The sequence below is a fragment of the Chitinophaga sp. OAE865 genome (assembly GCF_040546735.1).
GTDB lineage: Bacteria > Bacteroidota > Bacteroidia > Chitinophagales > Chitinophagaceae > Chitinophaga > Chitinophaga polysaccharea_A.
Window position 1 is genome coordinate 3265221 of sequence record NZ_JBEPOF010000001.1, and the last position, 21817, is coordinate 3287037.

24 protein-coding genes and 1 tRNA gene are annotated in these 21817 nt (G+C 42.6%); 11 read left to right on the top strand and 14 right to left on the bottom strand.

Annotation, left to right across the window (positions count from 1 at the left end; genetic code table 11):
- Window positions 1–173 precede the first annotated feature (173 nt).
- Genes ABIE50_RS13295 through ABIE50_RS13310 form a run of 4 tightly spaced genes read right to left on the bottom strand, consistent with a single transcriptional unit; the run spans window position 174 to window position 1937 of the window.
- A complete protein-coding gene (locus ABIE50_RS13295; RefSeq protein ID WP_209860823.1) occupies window positions 174–749 on the bottom strand; it encodes a YdeI/OmpD-associated family protein in 576 nt (191 codons plus the stop codon).
- Window positions 750–760: 11 nt separating this feature from the next.
- Complete coding sequence (locus ABIE50_RS13300; protein ID WP_209860821.1) at window positions 761–1141, bottom strand: DoxX family protein; 381 nt, start codon at window positions 1139–1141, stop codon at window positions 761–763.
- A gap of 6 nt (window positions 1142–1147) precedes the next feature.
- The gene (locus ABIE50_RS13305) at window positions 1148–1615 is read right to left on the bottom strand and encodes an SRPBCC family protein (RefSeq protein ID WP_209860819.1); all 468 of its coding nucleotides are present in this window, start codon (window positions 1613–1615) and stop codon (window positions 1148–1150) included.
- Between the two features lies 1 nt (window position 1616).
- Entirely contained in the window at window positions 1617–1937 is a 321-nt protein-coding gene (locus ABIE50_RS13310) for an ArsR/SmtB family transcription factor (RefSeq protein WP_209860809.1), read from the bottom strand.
- Between the two features lie 130 nt (window positions 1938–2067).
- Here ABIE50_RS13310 and ABIE50_RS13315 point away from each other — a divergent pair, with 130 nt between their 5' ends.
- Window positions 2068–2472 carry a helix-turn-helix domain-containing protein gene (locus tag ABIE50_RS13315; protein WP_209860807.1) on the top strand — a complete coding sequence of 135 codons (405 nt, stop codon included), beginning with the start codon at window positions 2068–2070 and terminating at the stop codon, window positions 2470–2472.
- A gap of 57 nt (window positions 2473–2529) precedes the next feature.
- Window positions 2530–3303: an SDR family oxidoreductase gene (locus tag ABIE50_RS13320; protein WP_354028000.1), complete on the top strand. Its 774-nt coding sequence runs from the start codon at window positions 2530–2532 to the stop codon at window positions 3301–3303.
- Window positions 3304–3400: 97 nt separating this feature from the next.
- Here ABIE50_RS13320 and ABIE50_RS13325 read toward each other — a convergent pair whose 3' ends face one another.
- Window positions 3401–4189 (bottom strand): AAA family ATPase, encoded by a 789-nt coding sequence (locus ABIE50_RS13325; RefSeq protein ID WP_209860805.1) that lies wholly within the window; start codon window positions 4187–4189, stop codon window positions 3401–3403.
- A 187-nt stretch (window positions 4190–4376) separates the two neighbouring features.
- On the opposite strand from ABIE50_RS13325, the gene ABIE50_RS13330 reads away from it, so the two are divergent.
- The 4 genes from ABIE50_RS13330 (at window position 4377) to ABIE50_RS13345 (ending at window position 8225) form a co-directional block, all read left to right on the top strand.
- Window positions 4377–5090, top strand: a complete 714-nt coding sequence (locus ABIE50_RS13330) for an SDR family oxidoreductase (RefSeq protein ID WP_209860803.1) — start codon at window positions 4377–4379, stop codon at window positions 5088–5090.
- A 425-nt stretch (window positions 5091–5515) separates the two neighbouring features.
- Window positions 5516–6403: an alpha/beta hydrolase family protein gene (locus ABIE50_RS13335; protein ID WP_209860800.1), complete on the top strand. Its 888-nt coding sequence runs from the start codon at window positions 5516–5518 to the stop codon at window positions 6401–6403.
- A gap of 355 nt (window positions 6404–6758) precedes the next feature.
- Complete coding sequence (locus ABIE50_RS13340) at window positions 6759–7211, top strand: DUF6265 family protein (protein ID WP_209860796.1); 453 nt, start codon at window positions 6759–6761, stop codon at window positions 7209–7211.
- A 63-nt stretch (window positions 7212–7274) separates the two neighbouring features.
- Complete coding sequence (locus tag ABIE50_RS13345; protein WP_209860793.1) at window positions 7275–8225, top strand: hypothetical protein; 951 nt, start codon at window positions 7275–7277, stop codon at window positions 8223–8225.
- Between the two features lie 32 nt (window positions 8226–8257).
- Here the strand turns inward: ABIE50_RS13345 and ABIE50_RS13350 are convergent, their stop codons facing one another.
- The 5 genes from ABIE50_RS13350 to ABIE50_RS13370 all read right to left on the bottom strand — a co-directional run bounded on the left by ABIE50_RS13350 (window position 8258) and on the right by ABIE50_RS13370 (window position 10843).
- Window positions 8258–8764: a DinB family protein gene (locus ABIE50_RS13350; RefSeq protein ID WP_209860791.1), complete on the bottom strand. Its 507-nt coding sequence runs from the start codon at window positions 8762–8764 to the stop codon at window positions 8258–8260.
- Window positions 8765–8767: 3 nt separating this feature from the next.
- Window positions 8768–9040 (bottom strand): PaaI family thioesterase, encoded by a 273-nt coding sequence (locus ABIE50_RS13355; RefSeq protein WP_209861586.1) that lies wholly within the window; start codon window positions 9038–9040, stop codon window positions 8768–8770.
- Entirely contained in the window at window positions 8950–9189 is a 240-nt protein-coding gene (locus tag ABIE50_RS13360; RefSeq protein ID WP_209860789.1) for a hypothetical protein, read from the bottom strand. The genes ABIE50_RS13355 and ABIE50_RS13360 overlap by 91 nt, the downstream gene beginning before the upstream one ends.
- A gap of 62 nt (window positions 9190–9251) precedes the next feature.
- Window positions 9252–9881, bottom strand: coding sequence for a GNAT family N-acetyltransferase (locus tag ABIE50_RS13365; protein ID WP_209860787.1), 630 nt, complete (start codon window positions 9879–9881; stop codon window positions 9252–9254).
- A gap of 209 nt (window positions 9882–10090) precedes the next feature.
- Entirely contained in the window at window positions 10091–10843 is a 753-nt protein-coding gene (locus ABIE50_RS13370; RefSeq protein ID WP_209860785.1) for a TlpA family protein disulfide reductase, read from the bottom strand.
- A gap of 196 nt (window positions 10844–11039) precedes the next feature.
- Between ABIE50_RS13370 and ABIE50_RS13375 the strand changes: the two genes are divergently transcribed.
- Window positions 11040–11519 (top strand): collagen-like protein, encoded by a 480-nt coding sequence (locus ABIE50_RS13375; protein ID WP_209861621.1) that lies wholly within the window; start codon window positions 11040–11042, stop codon window positions 11517–11519.
- 17 nt (window positions 11520–11536) lie between these two features.
- Here ABIE50_RS13375 and ABIE50_RS13380 read toward each other — a convergent pair whose 3' ends face one another.
- Window positions 11537–12130: an alpha/beta fold hydrolase gene (locus ABIE50_RS13380; RefSeq protein ID WP_209860777.1), complete on the bottom strand. Its 594-nt coding sequence runs from the start codon at window positions 12128–12130 to the stop codon at window positions 11537–11539.
- Window positions 12131–13295: 1165 nt separating this feature from the next.
- Between ABIE50_RS13380 and ABIE50_RS13385 the strand changes: the two genes are divergently transcribed.
- From ABIE50_RS13385 to ABIE50_RS13400, 4 genes are all read left to right on the top strand, one after another.
- A tRNA-Pro gene (locus tag ABIE50_RS13385) sits at window positions 13296–13369 on the top strand.
- A 643-nt stretch (window positions 13370–14012) separates the two neighbouring features.
- Window positions 14013–14732, top strand: coding sequence for a phage integrase SAM-like domain-containing protein (locus tag ABIE50_RS13390; protein ID WP_209860775.1), 720 nt, complete (start codon window positions 14013–14015; stop codon window positions 14730–14732).
- Between the two features lie 334 nt (window positions 14733–15066).
- On the top strand, window positions 15067–15300 hold the full coding sequence (locus ABIE50_RS13395; protein ID WP_209860773.1) for a hypothetical protein: 234 nt from the start codon (window positions 15067–15069) through the stop codon (window positions 15298–15300).
- Between the two features lie 297 nt (window positions 15301–15597).
- Window positions 15598–15954: a hypothetical protein gene (locus ABIE50_RS13400; protein WP_209860771.1), complete on the top strand. Its 357-nt coding sequence runs from the start codon at window positions 15598–15600 to the stop codon at window positions 15952–15954.
- Between the two features lie 36 nt (window positions 15955–15990).
- On the opposite strand, the gene ABIE50_RS13405 is transcribed toward ABIE50_RS13400, so the two are convergent.
- From ABIE50_RS13405 to ABIE50_RS13415, 3 genes are all read right to left on the bottom strand, one after another.
- Window positions 15991–16674 carry a hypothetical protein gene (locus tag ABIE50_RS13405; protein ID WP_209860769.1) on the bottom strand — a complete coding sequence of 228 codons (684 nt, stop codon included), beginning with the start codon at window positions 16672–16674 and terminating at the stop codon, window positions 15991–15993.
- A 260-nt stretch (window positions 16675–16934) separates the two neighbouring features.
- On the bottom strand, window positions 16935–17585 hold the full coding sequence (locus tag ABIE50_RS13410) for an SMI1/KNR4 family protein (RefSeq protein WP_209860766.1): 651 nt from the start codon (window positions 17583–17585) through the stop codon (window positions 16935–16937).
- Window positions 17582–21811, bottom strand: a complete 4230-nt coding sequence (locus ABIE50_RS13415; protein ID WP_209860764.1) for a DUF6443 domain-containing protein — start codon at window positions 21809–21811, stop codon at window positions 17582–17584. Before ABIE50_RS13415 ends, ABIE50_RS13410 begins: the two co-directional genes overlap by 4 nt.
- Window positions 21812–21817 lie beyond the last annotated feature (6 nt).

Genomic DNA, 21817 nt, shown 5'->3' on the forward strand with positions numbered 1-21817 from the left:
ATGACGCCGGTAAAAATTGCTCCTGCCCTGGTATATAAAAAATGGAATGTACCGATGGTGAGAAGAAATTGGGTTAACAGTAACTGGGGCAGTAATTCAAAAGCCTGCTGATAAGGAAAAGTTCCCGGGCAACCATTTCCCTGGTTCACTGAGGTGAAAATGCGACAGGTGTATTAATCATCCAATCCCTTTCCATCCAGGATCTGCTGCAGGTATTTTTCAACTCTCGACTCCCGTGTTTTGGATTGCTTGGGACTGGAAAAATGGAGGAGATAGGCCCTTTGCCTGCCTGGCGTAAGCGCTTCAAAAGCTTTTCTCAGGGCCGGCATCTTATCCAGTTTTGTTTGAAACTCTTCCGCAACAGCAAATTGGGATGGCTTTTTGAATTTCACTTTCAGACCGGCTTTTTCCACTTCAATAGCTTCATAGATGTAAGCCTTTAATGTGGGCGCCAGCTTCGTGATTTCCTTTACATTGGTGAACCGGATCTGGCGGGCCGACTGCACATTTTCGGTTTGCTGTATAAGAAGGTTATCGGCATCATGTAACAATGCGCCTTTGAAAAACAGGAATGCGCAGTATTCTTTAAACGCATGTATCAGCACGATGTTATTTCCATCGAAAGTATAGCAGGGGCAACCCCATTTCAGCTCTTCGGTGAGGCCACAGCCGAGCGCTATCTTCCTTAGCTGCTGCTGTTCTTTCTGCCATTTTTCTTTCTCAAAGTAAAAATCAACCTTGGGATTCATAGTATTAATTTTTATTGATTAGCCGGAATGAGTTTCCTTTCGGCCGGCCGGAAGTACCAGGATATTATTGTCAGTGCCAGCAATAAAAGGCAGGGAAAAATTTCCTTTGTGGTACCTGACAGGATATGTGAAAATGCTGCACCGGACATGGCAAAGAAAAAGCCTGCATACGCCCACTCTTTAAGTAACGGAGATCTTGGGATAAGTATAGCTATTACACCCAGGAGTTTCCATGTACCTAATATAGTTAAAAAATAATCAGGATAGCCCAGGTTGGCGGTAAAATCCTGCTCCTGTTTTATTTTGAGCAGCTGCACTATGCCGGTAGAGGCCATTCCCAGCGCCAGCCAGAGCGTAGCTATCCAATAGATAATTTTATTTCTCTTTGTCATAAGGTGTTATTTTAGTTTGCTTACGGTGTCCTGTAATTTGTTATGCGCCATGTTTATACCAAAGGCAAAAGGCAGTTTCAGCTGCTGATCCCTGAGCTCAATTGATCTGTATATGATCTGCATTTTCAGCCTGCTGGTATCGTCTGTAACTTTTTCAAACTCCAGGAACTCCAGCTGAACATCAAAAGGGGCATTGACCATTTCAAATGTCCGCGTGATTTTCCGGTTAGGAACAAACTCATGTATAACTCCATGCGCCTCAAACAGCACCTGGCCCTGTTCATTTGATGTTTGATAGTGCCAGCCGCCATGCTTTTTGTTTTCCAGCTTCAGTACTTTGGTCCCCATCCATTGTTCCACAATTTCGGGCTCCTCATAGGCTTTGAAAAGTAGTTCCAATGGCAGGTCAAATTCTCTTGTTATCACTAGTTCCTGCTTGCCATCCTCTGCATGAATTTTTGTTTTTTGTTCCATGTTATTTGTTTTTGTATTTTTTCATGATGGATTCCAGTTTGTTGAACCGGTCGTCCCACATTTTGCGGAATGGTTCAATAAAGTCTGCTATTTCTTTCATCTTTTTAGGATTTAGGTGGTAATGAATTTCCCTTCCGTTCTGTTCCTGTTTAAGCAGCTCGCATTCAGTAAGTATTTGCAGGTGTTTTGATACGGTTGGCCTTGCCGTATCAAAGTTCGCAGCTATGGCGCCTGCCGTCATTGACTGGGAGGCTACCAACAGGAGTATGGCCCTTCTTGTAGGGTCGGCTATGGCTTGAAACACGTCTCGTCTTAAGTTCATCGTGTAGCTATTTGACTACAAATATATGTGTAGTTATTTAACTACACAAATTTTTTTTGAGAGATAAATGGAATGATCAGTTGGCTGATGTATATATAAACTTCAATCCCTATATTTGTAAAAAGGTAGGATGACTTACAATAATAATAAACGGGTAAAAAGGAGTGAAGAGATAACCAGCCAGTACTTTGTGTTTTTAGACAAGCACATTGAAGACCTGGTAGCAGGAAGGGTGAATGAAATGATGGAGCTGAATGAAATTGCGGCGAAATTATACATTTCACACAAACACCTGACAGATACCATCAGGCAAACAATGGGCGCTCATCCCTGTCACTTTTACGATCAGAAAATTATTGAAAAGGCAAAGCAACTTTTGCAGGAAACAGACTTTTCTGTGGCTCATATAGCGATCACGCTCACCTATGATCCATCCAATTTTTCAAAATTCTTCCGTAAGTATGTAAAATCAACGCCCGATCAATGGCGGAAAAATAATCGCCCCGTTAAAAAACTTCCGAAAAGTTCACCATGATAAAACTACCAGGTATATTGACCTTCATGTAAATTAAAAACGATAAATATTTTCATTATGGCAAGAAATGATTTAAAAGGAAAAGTAGTTTTGATCGCAGGCGGAGCGAAGAACCTGGGTGGTTTATTAAGCCGTAAGTTTGCAGAACAGGGTGCAAAGCTGGCTATTCACTATAACAGTGAAAGCACCAGGACCGATGCGGAGAAAACCCTGTCCGATGTACAGGCCCTCGGTGCTGAAGCCTTCCTGTTCCAGGCAGATCTGACAAATGTGAAGAATATCACTAAATTCTTTGATGAAGCCATTTCCAGGTTTGGCGGAATAGACATAGCTGTCAATACCGTTGGTAAAGTGCTGAAGAAGGAATACATATCTACCAGTGAAGCTGAATACGACAGCATGGCCGTCATCAACTCTAAAGTAGCTTATTTCTTCATCCAGGAAGCAGGTAAAAAACTGAACGATAATGGTAAGATCTGTACCATTGTTACTTCCCTGCTGGCGGCATTTACAGGTTATTACTCCACTTACGCGGGAATGAAAGCACCAGTGGAAGATTTTACCCGGGCGGCATCCAAAGAGTTTGGCAGTCGTGGTATATCGGTATCAGCCGTGGCCCCGGGCCCGATGGATACCCCGTTCTTCTACGGACAGGAAAGTGAAGATGCAGTGGCTTATCATAAATCCGCTTCTGCATTGGCGCGGGCTTACAGATATCAAAGACATTGCTCCCCTGGTACTGTTCCTGGTAACAGACGGCTGGTGGATTACCGGGCAAACTATTTTCGCCAATGGTGGTTATACCACACGGTAAGTAAATACAACAGGTAGTGGAACGGGAAGTCGTCCTGTTTCACTACCTGTATTTATAAGATTTATTATGATCGGGAGGGGATGGCTTTATAATTCATATTTACTTCATATTATTTTACAGGTACCGCAGATAAGCCGCCGGATTGCTGAGAAACGAATGGGTAATACGGTAATGCTCCGTGTCTTCATAAGCGGTTTGCCGTATCTCATCTTCGCTTATTTCATAGAGCAGGGCTCCCGGCACGCCCATGATGATCGGGGAATGTGTGGCCACGATAAACTGGGAGTTTTTGCTTTTCAGGGCTTCCAGGATAAAGGATATCAGGGATAGCTGTTTCAGGGGCGATAATGCAGCTTCCGGTTCATCCAGCAGGTAGATGCCGTTGTCATTTATTTTTGTTTGTATTATTTTCAGATAGGCTTCGCCGTGAGAAAGAGCCAGCAGGTTTTCCCCGTAATCGTTCCGCATCATGTGCAGCAGGGTGTGCATGCTTTCAGACATTTTATCAAGTACTGTAGCTGCTACTTCTTCCCGCATATCGTCCAGGAAGGCGTTGTTGCGGTTCTTTTCCTGTTTCAGTTTGTAGATATAGTCGCCGAAATCTTCCGCCCGGAAGAAGAATCCATTGAGAGGTTTCCTTACCTGTTCCAGCTGCAGATAGGGCTGTAATAACCTGGCGGCGTTGAAATCTTCCCTTTTTCCGATATGATCGCCTATCAGCGGTGTATTCATGCGCATAGCAATACTTTCCAGCAGTGTGGATTTCCCGGTGCCGTTGTCGCCGGTAAAGATCGTAATCCTGTTGTCTATGGTTATGTTCTTCCCATGCCTAACCGCTGGCACGTTAAACGGGAATGGATGCGAGTGAGACGTATTTATGGATAAGGAGCGGAGAAAGGGCATAACAATGATATTAAGTTGAAAGATTAAGTTACTATTTTCCTAGGTAAAAACTCACCTGCCAGGGCATAAAAAGGGAGTGAAGTTTTTTAGGTATTACCCTGGCGTCAAAGGCAGGGAATCCTGAGATATAGTTTTCTTTTAAAAAATTTTCTATTTTACCTTTTTTCAAATACTCAAGTATTTCCTGATGAACACAGATCAACAAATATGCCTCATCACCGGTGCCAGCAGTGGTATAGGGCATGCTATAGCCACTGCGCTGAAACAGGAGAAGAATAACCAGCTGATTGTAACTGCCCGCAGAAACGATCGTCTTGAAGAATTAATATCCCCCAATGTAGATGTGCTTCCGGGAGATCTTAATTCGCCGGAATTCCAGGACTCGGTACTATCACATATCTGGAACAAATATGGTAGGTGCGATTACCTGTTCAATTGCGCCGGCAGCATCGAAGTGGGTACCATAGAAGATATGGATATAGACAGGATGACGGCTATGCTTCGTTTGAATATAGAATCAACGTTCCGTCTCACTTATGCAATGCTGAAGAAATTCAAGCAACAGAACTCCGGGCATATCGTTAACCTGTCCAGCGTACTGGGCACCAAAGTAAGGGCCACTGCCGGGGCATATGCCGCAACAAAGTTCGCCATGGAGGCGTTGTCGGAAGCGCTCAGGATGGAGCTGTCAGATTCCGGGATAAAGATCAGCTGTATAGAACCGGGGCTGGTAATGACGGAACTGCATAAGAACTGGAAAGTACATCCAAAGGAAAGCATGAATATCAGTCATCCCCTGTCTACCGCAGATATTGTGGAGGTGGTAAAGTTCATCATGTCGCAGCCGGCACATGTAAACATCCCCAGGCTGATGATTCTTCCCAAAGGGCATAATATTTAGCAGTTATGAATAATACCGGTTATAATAACCGCTAAACGCCCCCGGTATTTTACTGACAATTCCGGTCAGGTTACCGTATTTATCCGGTATTGGCCTGCTAACTGCACCAATACCATGATCTGCCGTTATTTCCATCCTGTTAGAGCCCCTTCCTGATTTATAAAGTGGTAATAAGTGAAGTCAATTACATATATTCAACCTGCATATCCTGGTCTGATAGTATATAAGCATAAATAATCCTTAAATAAAATACAATGCCCTTTAATAAGATATATTCATTGTTAATAATAGCGGCTTTGCTTTACATGCCCTTAACCCATCTTTGTGCCCAGGACAGGAGCTATCAGGAACAAAACATAAATTTCAGCAGTAACGGAAATGAAATCTTTGGAAAGCTAATTACTCCGGTTGTCTATAAAGGTAAATTGCCGATTGTTGTTTTTGTGCATGGCTCTGGTCCTGAAGATTATAGTTCATCAGATAACTACAGGTATTTATGGGAAGAATTTACTAAAGCCGGCTTTGCCTGTTACTCCTGGAATAGGCCGGGAGTGGGCGAATCCAAGGGCAAATGGTATGAATTATCTGTAGAAGACAGAGCCGGTGAGGTAATAAGTGCAGTAAACAAGCTCAAAACACTCGATATAACAGACAGTTCCGAAATAGGTTTTTGGGGAATCAGCCAGGCAGGTTGGGTTATTCCCCTGGTAAGTGAAAAGATGAAGCCCGCTTTTGTAATAACCGTTTCTTCACCGGTAACTACAGCCTTCCGGCAGGAATTATACAGGGTGCGATCGGAAATGCAGGCGGAAGGATTTTCCCGGTCTGATATAAAAAAGGCCCTTTCCTATAACAGGAAACTCAGGATGATGATAAGCAAAGGTGAGCCCTATGAACATTTTTCAGCTTTGCAAAAAGAGAACGAAGGCGCTAAATGGGCGGATAATGTTATTGGCGGTGGTGAAATGGTGTACGCCTATTTAAGTATCGTTTTCAAGAAAGACAGTGCCCCTGAACTGGATAGTCTTAACTGCCCTGTATTAGCTATCTGGGGGAAAAATGACCTGGTAGTGCCTCCTCAAAAGGGAGCCGCAACATACCGGAAAGCAATGAAACGTATTGGTAACTCTGATGCTTTGATAAAGATCATTCCTGATGCAGATCATACACTCACATTTAATAAGACCGGGAAACGGGCTGAAACGATAGAGAGAAGGGAACGGTATAAAGATAATCCCAAAGAGATCTTTGCTCCAGGCTATGTAGCGTTGATGACGGATTGGTTAAAGCATTTGCATTTCCATCATAATTAAGTTTTGTCGGCACATTTTCCCAGCATGTCTACTTCCCGTAAATGACGACGGGACAGGAGGTAGTTTTGTGTAACAAACGTTTTTTATGAAAGCAGCTACAGAGCGTAAAATAATCCGCTGGTTACACATTATACTCAGCATTCCCATACTGGGATATATTTATGGGCCGGTGGCGTCCAATCCTCCCGCCGCAAACGCCGTGCGCTGGGTATTCCTGCCGGTAGTAATATTAAGCGGACTTTGGATGTGGAAGGGGCATCTGCTAAAAAAAGAAATTCAGGAAACAGGTAAGCGCATAGGTTTTTTGTTGTGCAGAAGAATATGCGTTATTTTACATAACTAATCTTTTGATTTCATGAAACGTGCGCTCTTATCATGTGTGCTAACCATCTTTACAATGGCCGTATCAGGCCAGGCGGCAACAGACTTTCCAAAACTTAACTGGCTGGAAGGCTCATGGAAAAAGATGAACACAAAACCAGGCCGTTCGGGGCATGAGAAATGGGAGAGCATTACCCCCTCTTCCATGAAAGGCATAGGCGTAACGCTACAGGGGAAGGATACGGTTTTTTGGGAAAAACTGGAGCTGGTAGTGAAAGAGGATGCTATCTACTATGTAGCGGATGTTCCGGGGAATAAGGCCCCTACCTGGTTTAAGATTACTTCCATAGGCAATAATGGGTTTACCTGTGAAAACGATGATCATGATTTCCCAAAAAAGATTGTGTATGAGAAGGAAGACAGAAAGATGAAGGTAACTATTTCAGGCAATGGAAAGTCCGTCGGTTTTTTATTTGAGAAAGGATGATGGTTGCCAGAGGTGGATGTCTGATTTTACTTACATAACATACTATTTGAAAATACCGTTTAAATGGATGTATTGAACTGGCTGCTCGATGCTGATCCCGCCATCCGCTGGCAGGTATTGCGCGACCTTATGCATGCGCCGGCTGAAGTTTACACCGCTGAACGTGAGCGGATAGCTACGGAAGGCTGGGGCGCGAGATTGCTGGCCTTGCAGGATGAAGATGGGCAATGGGCAGGAGGCGCCTGTTTCCCTGCCAGTAGCCTTCAAACGGTTCCCGGAGAGCAGGGGCAGCCCTGGATCTCAACATTACCTACACTTCAGCTGCTATGGGGTTTCGGGATCGATCCCGATACAGAGCGCATGCGCCGGGGCATCGGGTTGATCAGGGACCACTGTTGCTGGGAGCATGCAGGGCAACCGTTCTTCAGCGGGGAGGTAGAGCCCTGTATTAACGGGAGAACTGTTGCATTAGGCGTTTACTTTGGCCAGCAGGTAGATGATATTGTTGCCCGGTTACTGGAGGAACAGCTGGAAGACGGAGGATGGAATTGCGATGCAGAAATAGGTTCCTGCCGTTCTTCGTTTGCAACAACTATTAATGTCCTCGAAGGATTGCTGGCGCATGAGCGTGCAACCGGAGGCTCTGCAGCGTCTATTGCAGCCCGGCGCAGAGGAGAAGAATATCTGCTTGAACGGAAACTATTCCGCCGCAAAAGCACCGGTGAAATCGTAGATCCTGCCTGGTTGCAATTCTCGTTTCCTGTGCGCTGGCACTACGATGTGCTGCGCGCCCTCGAATACTTCCGGTTGGCAGGAGATGCGCCGGATCCGCGTATGGCCGAAGCAATTGATCTGCTCCGGTCCAAACGGCAGCCTGATGGTACATGGCTGCTGGAAAACACACATCCGGGCAGGGTACATTTTACCCTCGAAGAGGGCGACGGACGGCCCAGCCGGTGGAATACCCTAAGGGCTATGCGGGTGCTTAACTGGTGTGGGCAGTTTGGGGAGTAAGCCAGTGCTTCATCCACCGTCTTATTCCCTGTCTATATATTGGGAATGCTGTTCTGCGCTACTTGCTCGGATGTTAACCCGTACATCGGTGGTGTTTTCACTCCCAACAGGTTCAGGTAAATATAAAGCTCCCCCCGGTGGTGGATCTCATGTTCCACCATGAATCGCATCCATTTCCATATCCGCATCTCAACATTGCCCGGAGTGGTGCATTTCCGCTGCAGGTCTTCATCGCTTAAACGGCGGAATATATCAAGTGATTGCTGGTGCAATTCGTTGAAAAAGGAGAGCACATTATCATAACCATCTGCCAGCTCTTTCCCACAGCCCTGGTAGGCGCTTTTCCTGCCGGCAATGGTTTCGGCGAACATATACCTTTCAATAGTGGCAATATGCCTGATCTGATCGCCGATACTGAATTTCCCCGGCAAATAGGACCAGTCCAGCTGGCTGGGAGGAACCACTTTAATGAGCCGGAGAGTGCGTTCCCGTACTTTATCATAGTAGTCGAGGAAAGGTTGTATGGTAAGTATTTCCATGGGTTATCTGCTTGCTTTCATGAGGGTGATCAATGATGTGGCTACCTGTGTTTCTTTACCGTCATTAACGGTGAAAAGATCGGTTTGTGCAACAGTAAGAGTAGCGCCTCCCTTTATAACCGTAGCTTTGGCGATAAGTTTTTCTCCTTTCGCCTGCCGGAGGAAGTTAATTTTAAATTCGATGGTCAGGAACGAAACATCTTCCCGGTAAAGCGTAGTGGCGGCATAACCTCCTGCTGTATCTGCCAGTGCTGCAATAACGCCGCCATGAAAGATGCCGGAGGTGCGTAAGAGAAAATCAGTGGAAGAACGGCGATCTCTATTGTTCCGCTGCCAATACCCAGGATGGTGGCGCCATAAAACTGCATTAGTTTCTGTCTGCCAAAACTGGCTCTGATCCTTTCGCCTATGTGTTGGTCTAACATAAACAGTTCTTTAAGGGAAGGTAGACATTTTTGACTATTTGTAAACAGCCAGCATACCGCGGCTATGTAATTACCACGGAGGTGTAGGGAGTATATAATGTCCAGCCAAGTGATTCATATAAGGCTTTGCCGGTTTCTGTTGCTACCAGCACGCCATTTGTTTTTTCACGGGAAACCGCAATATTTTCAAGTGTTTTCATGATAATTGTCGCCAATCCTTTACGGCGATGCATTGCATCCGTTTCTATACGGTCATAGATAACAAAATCATCTACAAAGACCAAACGCCCAATAGCAGCTGTATCCCCATTAATAGTAAGCACCTTTGCTATGGAAACGGGAACTTCGTTCTTTACTTCTAATTTATACTCATCAGCTAATCCTCTTTTACACGGTGACATAGGTGTAAAGCAGGTCATCATAAAGCCGGGAGGTTGAAGAACCCATGCAGAGGGAAGTATATTTTTAATCGCATCGGGAGGGGCGCATACTTTAAGAAACACCCAGGGCTCTATAATGGTATTGGCCAGGTCGGTAAATTCGTTAGTGAGGTTGGGGAAAACATAACGGGCTTTTTGCCCGGGCCATCCTACCTCTACCCTGAACCCGCTGCCACTTTTAACCGGCAATGGTAAGTCGCGTGATAAAGCCCATCCTTTAAGCCACTTTTCAACAATATTTGGATCAATCATATAAAAGGGGAGATTCTTTTTTATTTATCAGTGATCGATAACAGGCGTTTTTATCCTTTGCAAAATCGAGCTGGTAAACAAATGTTTCAGGGTCCGCTTTTTTATCGGATAGGAATTATAGTATACGCCCAAGCCGGCGATAATGTCATAACCGTTTCCTTCCGGGAGGTCTTTTGCTGGTGATAGTGTTGCTGGTTTTATCCACATAGCTAGTTTTCACGTTTAATAAGGTCCTCAATGATCCGGGTAAAGTAATTTTCTTTATCATTTACATCAAGGGGGACTGAGTTACCGTTCAAAGGATAGTTGCCCTGTATGAATCTTAGTATACCATTTTTATCAAGGAACAGGTTTGTTGGCAGCGCTCTTATTTTTATCTCCTTCTTATACATCCCTCCATTTTCCAAAACCTGGAAGTTGAATTTTTTGTCTTTTAGGAAATCTGTCAGGTTATCGCCTGCTGCGCTGTTTTCAGTAATAGCTACAAAATTCATTTTGTCTTTATACTTTTCTTTAAGCATACTTAACTGGGGCATTTCCGCAATACACGGCCCGCAATAGATTGCCCAGAAGTTAATGAGCGTAGGCTTTCCCAGCAGCTGGGCGGAGGAGATTTTATTCCCGTCAAGTTCCTCCAGATTGAAATCGGGAAGTTTTTTATCCAGCAGTAAAAAGAGGGAATCCTGTTTGTATGGCATTTTAAATCCAGGTGATTGTTCACCGGATACTTTTTTATCTGCGGCAAACGTAATATAATTGACCACAGTGTCTTTTTCAAACGCTTTGTGATAGATGACAGCTGTTAATGAAAGGGATGGAGGGATTGTTTTTTTTACAGCATCAAAAGATGCTTTTACTTCAGCTTCGGTAAATAATACGCCATTGTTAAAGGTGTATACATTCTGCTGTGCAGAGATTTTCTGTTGTGTTATTATCAGGAGGAAAACAATCAATGATCTCATTGCTGTAATTGTTTCTGTTAAGATAACATTTTTATCTGCTATTCCAGTGCTTAGTGATATCAGTAACCTGGAAGGGAAATTGTCTTGTAGGGTATTTTATGATCCTCAGGGTATCTGCACGCTTCCCCTGAAGCCCCGCAGCGGTCCGCCAGATTCTTTGCAGTAACACATCTTTCAAACCTTCAAACATATCATCATGAAAACAAAAATGCTGTTAACGGCAGGCTTGCTTATGTTATGTCTTGCCTGCTCAAAAACCGGCCCCGAAGGCCCACAGGGAGCACAGGGTCCCAAAGGCGATAAGGGCGATACCGGGAAGCAGGGCCCTGCAGGTACGGCTAATGTAATTTATTCCACCTGGAGGTCCTTTACGGGAAGGCTGGCACAATGGCCGATACCGGCTATTACAAGGGAGGTCCTGGATAAGGGGATCATATTGGTATATGTTGATTTCGGCTCTGCGGTATTGCTTGTACCCTATGCCTCCAACAGTGGTGATATAAAGATGTACCCCCAGTATTACGTAGGTGGTTTTAATGTGGTCAGTAATTTTGACCTGAATTCTTTCAGGTTCCGTTATGTCATTGTTCCCGGTGGCGTTATAGCCAGGAGCGCATCAGGGATAAACTATAACGATTATCGCCAGCTGTGCAAATACTATGATATTGAACCATGACAGTGCGGGCCTGCGTATTACTCACGAAAGTAATTCGTGATGATTTTACTAATTGTATCCGCTTTATTAAAAACCATAAGATGCCCCCCGCCTTTAATACGGTAATCAGGATGCACCAGCCGGCTGGTTATTACCTTGTCGGCTGTTCCGTGTATCTGGATAGTTCTTTTAGGTATTTCTTTGTTTTTCCAGTAACAAATACTTTTCAGCGCCCAACGGAAAAAAGAAACATCCGTATCCTTCAATAATTTCCTCAGTGCTTTCTTATCATTCAGGGAATGGGCGCCAAAATAGCTGTAGGTAAGAAAATTGGCGCGATTTATTAATGCCCGGGGAATGATGCGGTATAAGCCAAGTTTCATGAAGAAAAACTGTCTTTTATTTAATTCATCCCTTGTTCTGACAGAGGAGATCAGTACCATTTTTTTGAATCTTATCATTTTAGATACTTCCACAGCCATTATGCCTCCAAAAGAAAGCCCGATTAAATACGGATCTTCCACTGTAATCTGGCTTTTTATTCTGCCGGCATATGCTGTTAATGATTCATCCGGCAACGCCGGGATCCAGTTGATGTAAACTTTGTGGTAACCCGGGAGTTTCAGGTTCATGAATATGGTTGAATCTGCCCCTATACCACTAAAAAGATAGACAACCTTTTGATCTTTTTTAACCGTGTCCAGGTGGGATTGGGCTTCCCCCCGGAAGCTGCTGAATATTAATAAAACAGAAAAAATCACTTTCACAATTGACGACATAGTATCCTTGCTTCTTGACCTGAAAAGGCAATTTTAAATGAAACAGGCTACGATATTACTAAAAAAAAAATCAATCGTTAAAATATGGGATAATAAGCTCACATTGGCAGAGTTTGCATCTGTTATGGGATTATATTTATAAATAGCCGTTCCTTAATGAGCCGGTACCCTTTGAGCAAGCGTATGAATTGTATCCCGTTGCGCAAATGAGCTGTGAGGGAACAAACCTATGATCCTGTTAAAATAGATATGCTTTATAGTTCAGGTATCCTCATTTGATTAAGAAGATAATGTAAATATATGTTCTCCCAGGAATAAGGATACCGTCGAAATCCCGGTAAATATTGCGATGGGGAAATGAAGGATTATGTGATGAGGCATTCAAAAAGTATCATCCGGTCTGTCTGCATTTTTCCGGCATTAAGTTTAAGAGCGTAAAGATCTCCGTATCATGGCCACCACCGCTTATATCCATTGCCTCCAGGTATTTTGTGCCGTCACGGCTAATATCCCAGCCATTGCGGCTCACATCATCGTGGATATAGTGGATGGAGCCAGGTTGAATTTTAAGAGGCCTTCATCCGAACATTCGAAGTAGATAACGCCGTTTCCTAAATTTTGAGGAATGCCGTTGTCAGGATTACCAGGACCGTCATTCTTACTTTTGCTGCAACTGTTGATAACTATTGCATACATGATACATAAAAAGGTAAATAGTTTGTTTTTCATTTTTGGGAGATTGTACTTCGTTCAGAAAGTTTCAGCCAAAAAAGGATATAATTGGTAAGAACCTCCATTTTTTTACCAGGGAAAACCCTTAGAAACCGGTGAGGCTTCCGGCCAATAGGGCAGTTGTGGCAGCGGAGATCAGTTTGCCGTAAAGCTGAAAGACCAGTAAAATAAAAGATAGCCGGTAAGTTGCTTGCAGATCCCCTGGCAGTGGAAACGCATTGCAATAGGAAATTTTTTGCAGGAAAATTTGCAGGAAACAAAAAGATTTATAATTTAGCCGCTCCGACGGGATGTAGCGCAGCCCGGTAGCGCGCTTCGTTCGGGACGAAGAGGCCGCTGGTTCGAATCCAGTCATCCCGACTAAACAGATCTCAAAGCATGAAATTCAATAAACCGAATTTCATGCTTTTTTGTTTCAAGTTATTGCTCCTTGCGGGTTTCCAACTTCAAGAACAAAGTGCTGTTTCTCAGTAGGGACTTAGTGGTGCCTTTGCTGCTTTTTTGCCTAAAACCCGCTATAGCCGGGCCCTTTCGTCGGGATTTGAGATGAACCTGAACGTTACAAAGTATTTCAACTTATAACAAGGGTGAAAATAGTATCTCTCCAAGTCTTGTTAGTCACTCCATTTAAGGCCCCTTTCAACTAACAAAGTTCCCCGCAAACACTTGACCAGTAGGCATTTTGAGATGATAAGTGTATCAGCAATCAATATTTTTTTCGCGCAGATCCGCTAAATCCGCGCGAAAGGGAAAAAATGCGTAATACATTTTATATCAATTCATGTCAACTCATTTAGGAACTAAGTAGTGAACTAGGTTGGGAACTGAAGATACTTTATTTTCGGTTCCTGAAATGGATATAACAATTTGTATATCAATTATTTAACATTGTTTTCAATTGATATCAAATGATACCATTTTAGACCAGTGGATTCATTTTCTAAGTGTCCCTGTGTGCGAGATAAGTGCTGTTTGATTTTAAAACACTAAAAAATGAAATGACATGGAAAGTCGAAACACGTTCGTCGTTTCGTTCAAGGCTCGGGCTGAAAAAGGCAAAGATGGGATGGCTCCCATCTATATGAAGGTAACTGTTAATAAAGTTCCCAGAGAAGTTTCACTAAAGTATTCGGTGGATTTAAAACTGTGGAACAGCAGGAAAGGGCGGCCTAAATTAATCAGTGACGAAATGAGGCAACTCAATATGGAACTGGAAACAGAGGCTGGGTTGGTTTTGAAGGCTTATGAAGAAATTGAACGAGAAGGCGATGTACTTAACGCTGATGCAGTAAAAAGCAGATACATTGGAGCCAGCCACGCCGAAGCCCCCTACACCCTTAAAGTTCTAATGACCGAATATGAAGCAGATCAAAAGCCCGATATGGAATGGGGAAGCTGGAAAAACTATATTACCACCTATTGTTACCTTAATAACTACATTGCAGCACACTACCCGGCAAACGATATACGTGTATCAAAACTCGACCATGCCTTTATGGCCGGCTTTAAAACCTATATCCATGAACACCCGCTTACCCCACATCGGTCCGCAGGGCAAAATGGCCTTGCAAAACATATAGAGCGCGTAAAACGTATGGTCAACTGGGCACAAGAAAGTGGCAAGATTGTCATCAATCGGGTAGAGAAATATCAGGCACCTAAGAAAAAATATATACGCAAATACATTACCGAATTTGAATTGCACGACCTGGAAACTTGCTGATTCAATGATCCATTGCAGCAGATGGTACGCGATTTCTTTATTTTCGCGGTGTATACTGGGGTTTCGTATGGTGACCTTATGGCGCTAAGGCCGATTGACCATGTTGTAGGTATGGATGGCCAGCGCTGGATCAGTAACCAGCGCTTGAAATCCGAAGGCTATTTTTTAGTTCCCCTACTACACTTCAGTTTCATGATGCCCGGCACATGTTTGCTACCTACATAACACTGGCTAAAAATGTGCCATCGAAAGCGCGAGCAAAATGATGGGACACACAAAAATTTCAACCATACAGGTCTATGCCAAAATCGTCGCTGCAAAGGTGAAAGAGGACATGACTATCTTGCAAGCCAGGCTTGATCAGCAGAATCCACCCGAAGTAAAACTACTGGAAGTGAGCATGGAAGAGATTATTGCCCGGCATAAGGCTCAGCCCATGCCAGTGATCGAATCGGGAGATTGTGATTCTACCAACGCCGTTGTACCTGGTGAGCAACCGGCAACACAACCGGCTATCGCAGAGACACTATCATTGCCGTATAGAATAAATTATGTTGTAGGTAAATAGCTAATTAACGGCAAGCCTAAAAGATCCTACTGGACAAATCATTGCCTACCGGTATGAAGCAAATTGCAAGAGACCGTTCTTATAGTACTGCGTAAATATAAAAATCTAGGTTTTTCGGCCCGGATTTTTATATTTACGCAGTTTCTGAATCAAATGACGGACTAATGATGCAAAAATCATCTAGGAAATGTAGCAAGCCCTTGGGAGCGAGCAATTGAATCACCTGATTTCTGCCTGCAGTTCTATTTTGATAGGGTAATCCCCTGACAGATATCTCTTAAGAAATCACATATCAATATGTTAATACTATCTTTTGTCATTTGCTTTTTTCTTTTTATTATTTTTGGTCTTTCATCCAAAATAGTTATCAATAAGATTATTGAGGGTAAAATTTTTAAGGTCTTAAAAAATTATCACTTTACTGTGATCTCCCTTGTAGATACTAATAAAACCTTTAATTACGATAAAGAACAGGTCAAAGCCTGGTGGCGCAATTTCTTAATAATTACAAATTCAACTCCTAGATCAACCACATTTAAGGAAGTAAAGTTTAAAACTATCGACAATAAAACAGTTATCTCCTTAGTAGCTATAGAAACTACACTTTTTATATTTAACAAAGTTTTTTTTGAAGTTGATCTGGAAAAGGCTTAAAGTTTATATAGCATTGAAACTATGAGAAACGGTCAATTATTTTATTTCTGGGAGCATATCTGCCAGCCGTTTCATCTCAATTCTACAATCGTCTGGCATATCTCTTTCATCAATCAACGTGTTGTAGATTGTTAGCAAATTATCTGATTCTGGATTGTTATCTAGTTTTGCAGCAATAACCCCCTTGACAAATCTAAAAAGATCATTTACCATGTGAACCGTATATTCCCTAGGGTGGCTGTTTAAAAGCATGTCAATTCGTTTTACTGAACTATTTTCAAGAAAATAAAGTAGTGCAAATTCCTTGAATAGTTTAAGCAGTGCGTTTGCAACTAATTTGATATGAGCTTCTTCCCAAACATAAAAGCGCAGACTCTCATTCCTTTTTCTATTAATTCCATCAGGATTGGCAATCAAATTTGCAAGGCTGTTTCCTATTGTATTAAAATCCCATTTTGATTTTAAATATGAATTAATAGTAATTTTTTTATAATATTTCTCTATTGATAAATTGCTGATCTTGGCGTAGGGTTCAATAAGAAACCCTTTAGCTCCTGTTTTAATGTTGTGCTCATTATAAATAAGGAAGAAGTAAAAATAAATAACACCATTTTCCTCCCGTAGAAAGCCCTGTTCTTTGAGATCTAATTTAAAATCGAAAGCTTTCAATTCCTTTTCTATCAACGCTAATAATTTCCTGGTTACTTCTTTTATCGTCATTTTGCAAAATTAGCTGCATTTGTGATTGTTTAAATTATAGATGCCATTTTCCCATTGATGCTCAACCTTCAGTTAAAAAAAATGCCACAATTATTTTTACAACGATCACACCCTGTTTCAAACTTATAATGAGTAGGGTGCCACAAAATATTGTGGCACCCTGAATAAACAATTGAATTGTCTTATTTCACGCAGTATTTTATTTGAACATCAACCTGTCAAAATAAGAAATGATTAATCTAAAGATTTCCAAGAAACAATTAATGCTTCTTCTTAATCACTAATTCAACCTTTTCTCCGTCTTTAAGATTGAAGATCTGTAGCGCTAACTGAGCATTGTAAGTAATATAATATGGGAATGTTCCAATATCAAAGTTTTTTAAGCTATAATCTCCACCAATTACAAACGGTTTTTCAGGCAATATTCTCTGGTCTAAAGCCAATTTGTTTTGTTTTTTCCATTCAGTTGCATAACTAACACCAGCGTAATAATCTAAATCCTCTTTGAGTACTTCTAGCCAATCCTTAAATGATCCAGCAACAATCTTTTGTTCAGCCGTCTCAATGTCAAACAATATTATACAATTCTTCTCAGTGTTAAAAGCAAACTGATTTCCAAAAATGTCTTGGGCAAATGCGATTAGCCCGTTAAATAATTCTTTAAATTCCCGCTTGAAAGTTTCGTTAACTACAGATATATTTCTGTAGTCTCTTTTCTCCGTGAATGAATAAAAATGCAAGGATTGATCAAAGTAAAATCCCCCATTATTTATATCTTCGATGAAAGAAAAGTAAAAGCTTTCATTAATTACCAAACCAAAATCCTTTGATAGTGGATAATAAAACTCATCAACTAAATCTCCATTGTATCTATTGGCGAGGTAAAAATTAATTGTTTCTTGATATCTCATATATTAGGTGGTATATGTTTAATTACAATTCTCACTCTTGTATTATCAGGCAAATTACGAATTTGTTGTCCAATTGACGCTCCCGCGCCACGATTATCCGATGAGGTTATATGTTTTACGCTCACTTTTCCCCCGGTTTTAATAACGGCCGGTGGAAACTCATCCCTATCCTTACCAGGTATGATTTCAACACCTTCTAAATTTTCCTTTCGTCTGGCATCTCTCCCTTTTCGGTCAACAACACCTTCTACTTTCACAGCTTTATCTTTTTTGGCCTCATCGCCATGCTGCGCAGATTCGGGATGTCTTGAACCATCGATGTAAATTTCAACGGGTTTAGCTGCTTTTGCATTGACAATAGGGACGGGCACAGCCGGTCCAGTAATTGATGAAGCGCCAACAGGAGCTTTCCCTCCACCTGCTAAAGCTAAAGATGGGCTCTCCGGGATATTTGCTCCGCCACCGCTTGTCATGGTAAGAACAGCAGACACTACCGTTCCTGTCGTTGAAGCGCCATCATAAATCCTTTTCTCTTGACTGCTAAAAGGAAATTTATCTGAGGAAACACCGGGCAATCCCAGCATTTTTTCTACGCCATTTAAAGTTCCCAATGCGCTTGCAAGATAGAGGCGCCATGTTGGTGGATCATCGCCATCTGGCTCGTCTCCTAAGAAATCCTGGTAACGTATTGGATTATCGTAGTTTGAGGCATACGGGCTCCACATTTCCATGTCCTCTGTTTTAGGGTCTACCTGATTCCATCTACCAATTTGCGGATCGAGATTGCGGAGTTGGGCGTCGTATATATCTAGGTCCAGATCATCGGTGTACTCTATCCCGTTGTATTTTTTCCTGTTTGCTGGATAATTGGTTCCTTTAAGTGCATTAGAACTAATCCCGGCCATTTGAAGGCCAAATGGATAATAATGCGTTTCCTCAAGTAAGGGGCCGGAGGCCAAAGCGACTGTAACATTATCAAAGAACACATCTTGCGGACTCTCATTGCTGGTGTATATATATAAGAAACCAGATTTTGATACCACCATTTTGTCTTGTCCTAGCAGTTGCAACTGGTCAGGTTCTGCTTTAACCTGCCTTACACCACTATTTTCTTCCACTAATTTAAACTGGTCATCAAATAATACAAAATTTAAATAGGCTTTGGGGCGATTCACCTGAACCGGGTCCCCATCCCTTTCTTTTAGGCGCTGGTAATCGGTGGAGTAGAAGTCCCTACCGAACGGTGTGGAGGTGTTGGTAGCTGATACCCCGTGGGTACCACCGGGCTCAGTAGCACCTTTAAACGCTTGTACCAAGTCCGGTACCATGCTTTCCGGTAATGGAATATCTTCCTTCTTTTCCGTCGGCGCAGTGGATTTGTAAAATGCGTTCGTCTTAATTCGGAAGGTGTCCCCAGCCATAACCCGTAATACCAGCGACGGGCCAATTTTCTTTCCTTCCTTTAGAGCGGTAAGTTTTGAAACTGATTGGTTTTTAGCAGTATCTTGACCGGAGGGATAGCCTACAGGTTTTGGCACGCGGGTGTTATCAATGTTACTAAACAACGCTGTTTCCGTGGCTGCACTGGTAGTTTCCATTGTCGCCGTATACATGCTAAGGTCGGTCTGATCTGTAAGAACAAGCCTGATGTTACCTAAATGATCCTTTACGAAATAATCATAGTTGTAAGCCACGGGCTGTCCTGTCTTAAAACTGGTACGGATGCGACCTTCTTCATGGCTGATATATTGCAAACTATCATTCTTGTAGACGAAACTTCCTATATAATCAGTTGTCGTTACTTTCGGTGCACCTCCCGTAACATCCGTTACAATTTTCTTCACCTTATTTCCAGAAGCATCATAACGGTATACAATGCTACCTTTCCCCGTGATGACGATGCTATCGGGCAGATTGAGAAAATTATAGCGGATAACAGTAATCTTTTTATTTTCATCTTTTATGAGATTTCCGTTTGCATCATAATCATAGTCATCGCCGGTATTTACGCCATTATTGAAGTCGCCCAGTTTAGCAGCGGAAGTATTAATAGGATCAGCCACCTTTGCAAGCTTATTGCTGTTGCTGCGATAAGTATAGGTTAACTGATCAACAAGTGATGGCGCAGCTACTCCATTTTTACCCATCTGGTTTAGGGTAAGAATATTGCCGTTAGCATCGTAGGCTAAATTGTTAACAGTGAAGTCCATGTTCGTTTTTCCCCAGGTTGTACCGTTTCTTTCCAGGAAGTTAGCGGAAGCGAGGCGGGAAACTTTATCATAGCCAAAGCTATAGAGCCTTGCTATACCATTTGACTTACTTTTCCAACGCGCGCCGGCAATGTCACCGCTGAACTGGGCCGCGAGGGTAAAACCATAGTCATAGGTTAAATCTTGGCCAAACCAATTTGCGGTGCTGCCGTCTGTATTGGCATAGTCTTTATTAATCCCCTTAAGCCATCCGCGAATGTTATACTCATATTTCAGCGTCTCAAGTTGTCCTGTAGTGGTAACGCCCAGTCGTTTAGTTACCAGCTGCCCCAATTCGTTGTAGCTCAGAGCTGAAATTGTTTTCTCGTTTGCCACAACATCATTGAGGCGTTTTTTAGTTGAGGTGACCCGCCCAGCTGCATCATAGCTAACCATTGTCAATACTGTAGTTTGCGGAATCGTTGTGCTCCGTGGATTTCTGTGTTTGAGATATGTACTTAGTAGCTTTCCATTAAAATCGTATAAATTATTAATCACATCCACGCCACCGGAAACATTATCCGATAAAGATTGTATAATCCGGCCTTTATCGTTATAATAATTAGTCGTCGTCAACCATTGATTTGTCCCTAGAATTCGTATCCTGATGCCTGTCAAAAGTCCGCTCGTTTTGCTGCTTGGAGTAACGGGCAGAGCCTCCGAATAAGGATTGGTTCCTGCTTGTGGCTTTAGGATATCTTCTGTTGTAAAGTTTTGTTTGCCGGTAAAAGTGTAGTCATTATAGTAATTATAGGATATCGGCGTTAAGGCAGCCGCAGGTAAACTGGGTGCTGGATTTCCAGTTATAATGCCATTCATGGTATTTTGTAAAGTCACCCTGTCAGTTACAGCCGCATATAATTGTGTTTGTATCGGCCGGTTTAAAGCATCGTAATAAGTTACCAGCCAGGTAGTCCCCTTCATGTTACCGTTCCTGGAAAAAACAAGCCTGTCACGTACATCATATACCATTTCCGTTGAATCGGCGCCGGGTAGCTTTTTAACTATCAGTCTTCCGCGACCATCATACCTGTAAATAAAGCAAAGTTCTTTGGCTACCTCTGCGGAGATAACCCAGTTCCCACTGATGGATTGCACCGCCTTGGGTGGGATTACCATACGAAGGTTATCCTTATCATCATAGACATAATAAGTGCAGAGCCATCCGACATGAGCTGTTCCGGTGATAGGAGCCTGCATCTTCTTCAGCACCAGCTGGCCGTCCTTATTTTTATATTCAATGACCTGGTTACCCATCTCATTAGTGGTGGAATTTTTATACAGCTGCCCTGCAGCGTATATTGAAGTGCTGATAGGAATAATACCACCAGTAGCCAGCGTCCAAACCCTCACAGAATCGGTTAGCCCGTTAGTTTCATAACCATTCTTTAGAAAATGGTTACCACCGTTTTCCCCAGTTGCAACATCCTTCTTTGCCCAGCTATTGCCCGGAGCATACAATTTTAATGGCCGGTTCAGCGGTGAGGCATCAAAATCAGTTTTATTATAGAAAACACTTTCTCCGGCAGTACCGGGCATAAGCGTTGCATTGCTATAAAATAGCTTTTGCTGTGCAAATGGATCGATTTTGAATTTTCCATCGCTAACGTTTTGTGAGGTAAAAGGAAGATACTTGTATTGCTCTCTGCCATACTGATCGTAAATAGTTGGTGATACCATATCCCTCCCTAAAGGGCTAAGTCCTTTACCAATAACTTGAATAGATCTTCCCAGGCCATCTATGTATTCAGTGGACTGCCGGACTTCTGCTACTGTCCTGGCGGGAGCTGCAATGGTGGCCGAGTCTACACTTGGCATACTGGGCTCCCAGGTTCTTACGTAGTTGATAGGAACATTATTGTAATTTGCTGGTAAAGGTACAGGCGTAGCTGCACTTCTCGGTATATCAACAGGAGTTTGGGCGTCAATAGCGCCAGCACATAATAACAACAGGAAGATATATAATGCTTTTGACATGATTTT

Bases quoted from the DNA above. Each gene is read 5' to 3' on its own strand.
- ABIE50_RS13405 (WP_209860769.1), bottom strand. From the start codon at position 16,674: ATGACGATAAAAGAAGTAACCAGGAAATTATTAGCGTTGATAGAAAAG.
- ABIE50_RS13390 (WP_209860775.1), top strand. From the start codon at position 14,013: ATGGAAAGTCGAAACACGTTCGTCGTTTCGTTCAAGGCTCGGGCTGAA.
- ABIE50_RS13310 (WP_209860809.1), bottom strand. From the start codon at position 1,937: ATGAACTTAAGACGAGACGTGTTTCAAGCCATAGCCGACCCTACAAGA.
- ABIE50_RS13315 (WP_209860807.1), top strand. From the start codon at position 2,068: ATGACTTACAATAATAATAAACGGGTAAAAAGGAGTGAAGAGATAACC.
- ABIE50_RS13305 (WP_209860819.1), bottom strand. From the start codon at position 1,615: ATGGAACAAAAAACAAAAATTCATGCAGAGGATGGCAAGCAGGAACTA.
- ABIE50_RS13410 (WP_209860766.1), bottom strand. From the start codon at position 17,585: ATGAGATATCAAGAAACAATTAATTTTTACCTCGCCAATAGATACAAT.
- ABIE50_RS13360 (WP_209860789.1), bottom strand. From the start codon at position 9,189: ATGTTAGACCAACACATAGGCGAAAGGATCAGAGCCAGTTTTGGCAGA.
- ABIE50_RS13380 (WP_209860777.1), bottom strand. From the start codon at position 12,130: ATGAACCTGAAACTCCCGGGTTACCACAAAGTTTACATCAACTGGATC.
- ABIE50_RS13365 (WP_209860787.1), bottom strand. From the start codon at position 9,881: ATGATTGATCCAAATATTGTTGAAAAGTGGCTTAAAGGATGGGCTTTA.
- ABIE50_RS13325 (WP_209860805.1), bottom strand. From the start codon at position 4,189: ATGCCCTTTCTCCGCTCCTTATCCATAAATACGTCTCACTCGCATCCA.
- ABIE50_RS13370 (WP_209860785.1), bottom strand. From the start codon at position 10,843: ATGAGATCATTGATTGTTTTCCTCCTGATAATAACACAACAGAAAATC.
- ABIE50_RS13295 (WP_209860823.1), bottom strand. From the start codon at position 749: ATGAATCCCAAGGTTGATTTTTACTTTGAGAAAGAAAAATGGCAGAAA.
- ABIE50_RS13415 (WP_209860764.1), bottom strand. From the start codon at position 21,811: ATGTCAAAAGCATTATATATCTTCCTGTTGTTATTATGTGCTGGCGCT.
- ABIE50_RS13375 (WP_209861621.1), top strand. From the start codon at position 11,040: ATGAAAACAAAAATGCTGTTAACGGCAGGCTTGCTTATGTTATGTCTT.
- ABIE50_RS13320 (WP_354028000.1), top strand. From the start codon at position 2,530: ATGGCAAGAAATGATTTAAAAGGAAAAGTAGTTTTGATCGCAGGCGGA.
- ABIE50_RS13350 (WP_209860791.1), bottom strand. From the start codon at position 8,764: ATGGAAATACTTACCATACAACCTTTCCTCGACTACTATGATAAAGTA.
- ABIE50_RS13395 (WP_209860773.1), top strand. From the start codon at position 15,067: ATGACTATCTTGCAAGCCAGGCTTGATCAGCAGAATCCACCCGAAGTA.
- ABIE50_RS13330 (WP_209860803.1), top strand. From the start codon at position 4,377: ATGAACACAGATCAACAAATATGCCTCATCACCGGTGCCAGCAGTGGT.
- ABIE50_RS13400 (WP_209860771.1), top strand. From the start codon at position 15,598: ATGTTAATACTATCTTTTGTCATTTGCTTTTTTCTTTTTATTATTTTT.
- ABIE50_RS13300 (WP_209860821.1), bottom strand. From the start codon at position 1,141: ATGACAAAGAGAAATAAAATTATCTATTGGATAGCTACGCTCTGGCTG.
- ABIE50_RS13345 (WP_209860793.1), top strand. From the start codon at position 7,275: ATGGATGTATTGAACTGGCTGCTCGATGCTGATCCCGCCATCCGCTGG.
- ABIE50_RS13340 (WP_209860796.1), top strand. From the start codon at position 6,759: ATGAAACGTGCGCTCTTATCATGTGTGCTAACCATCTTTACAATGGCC.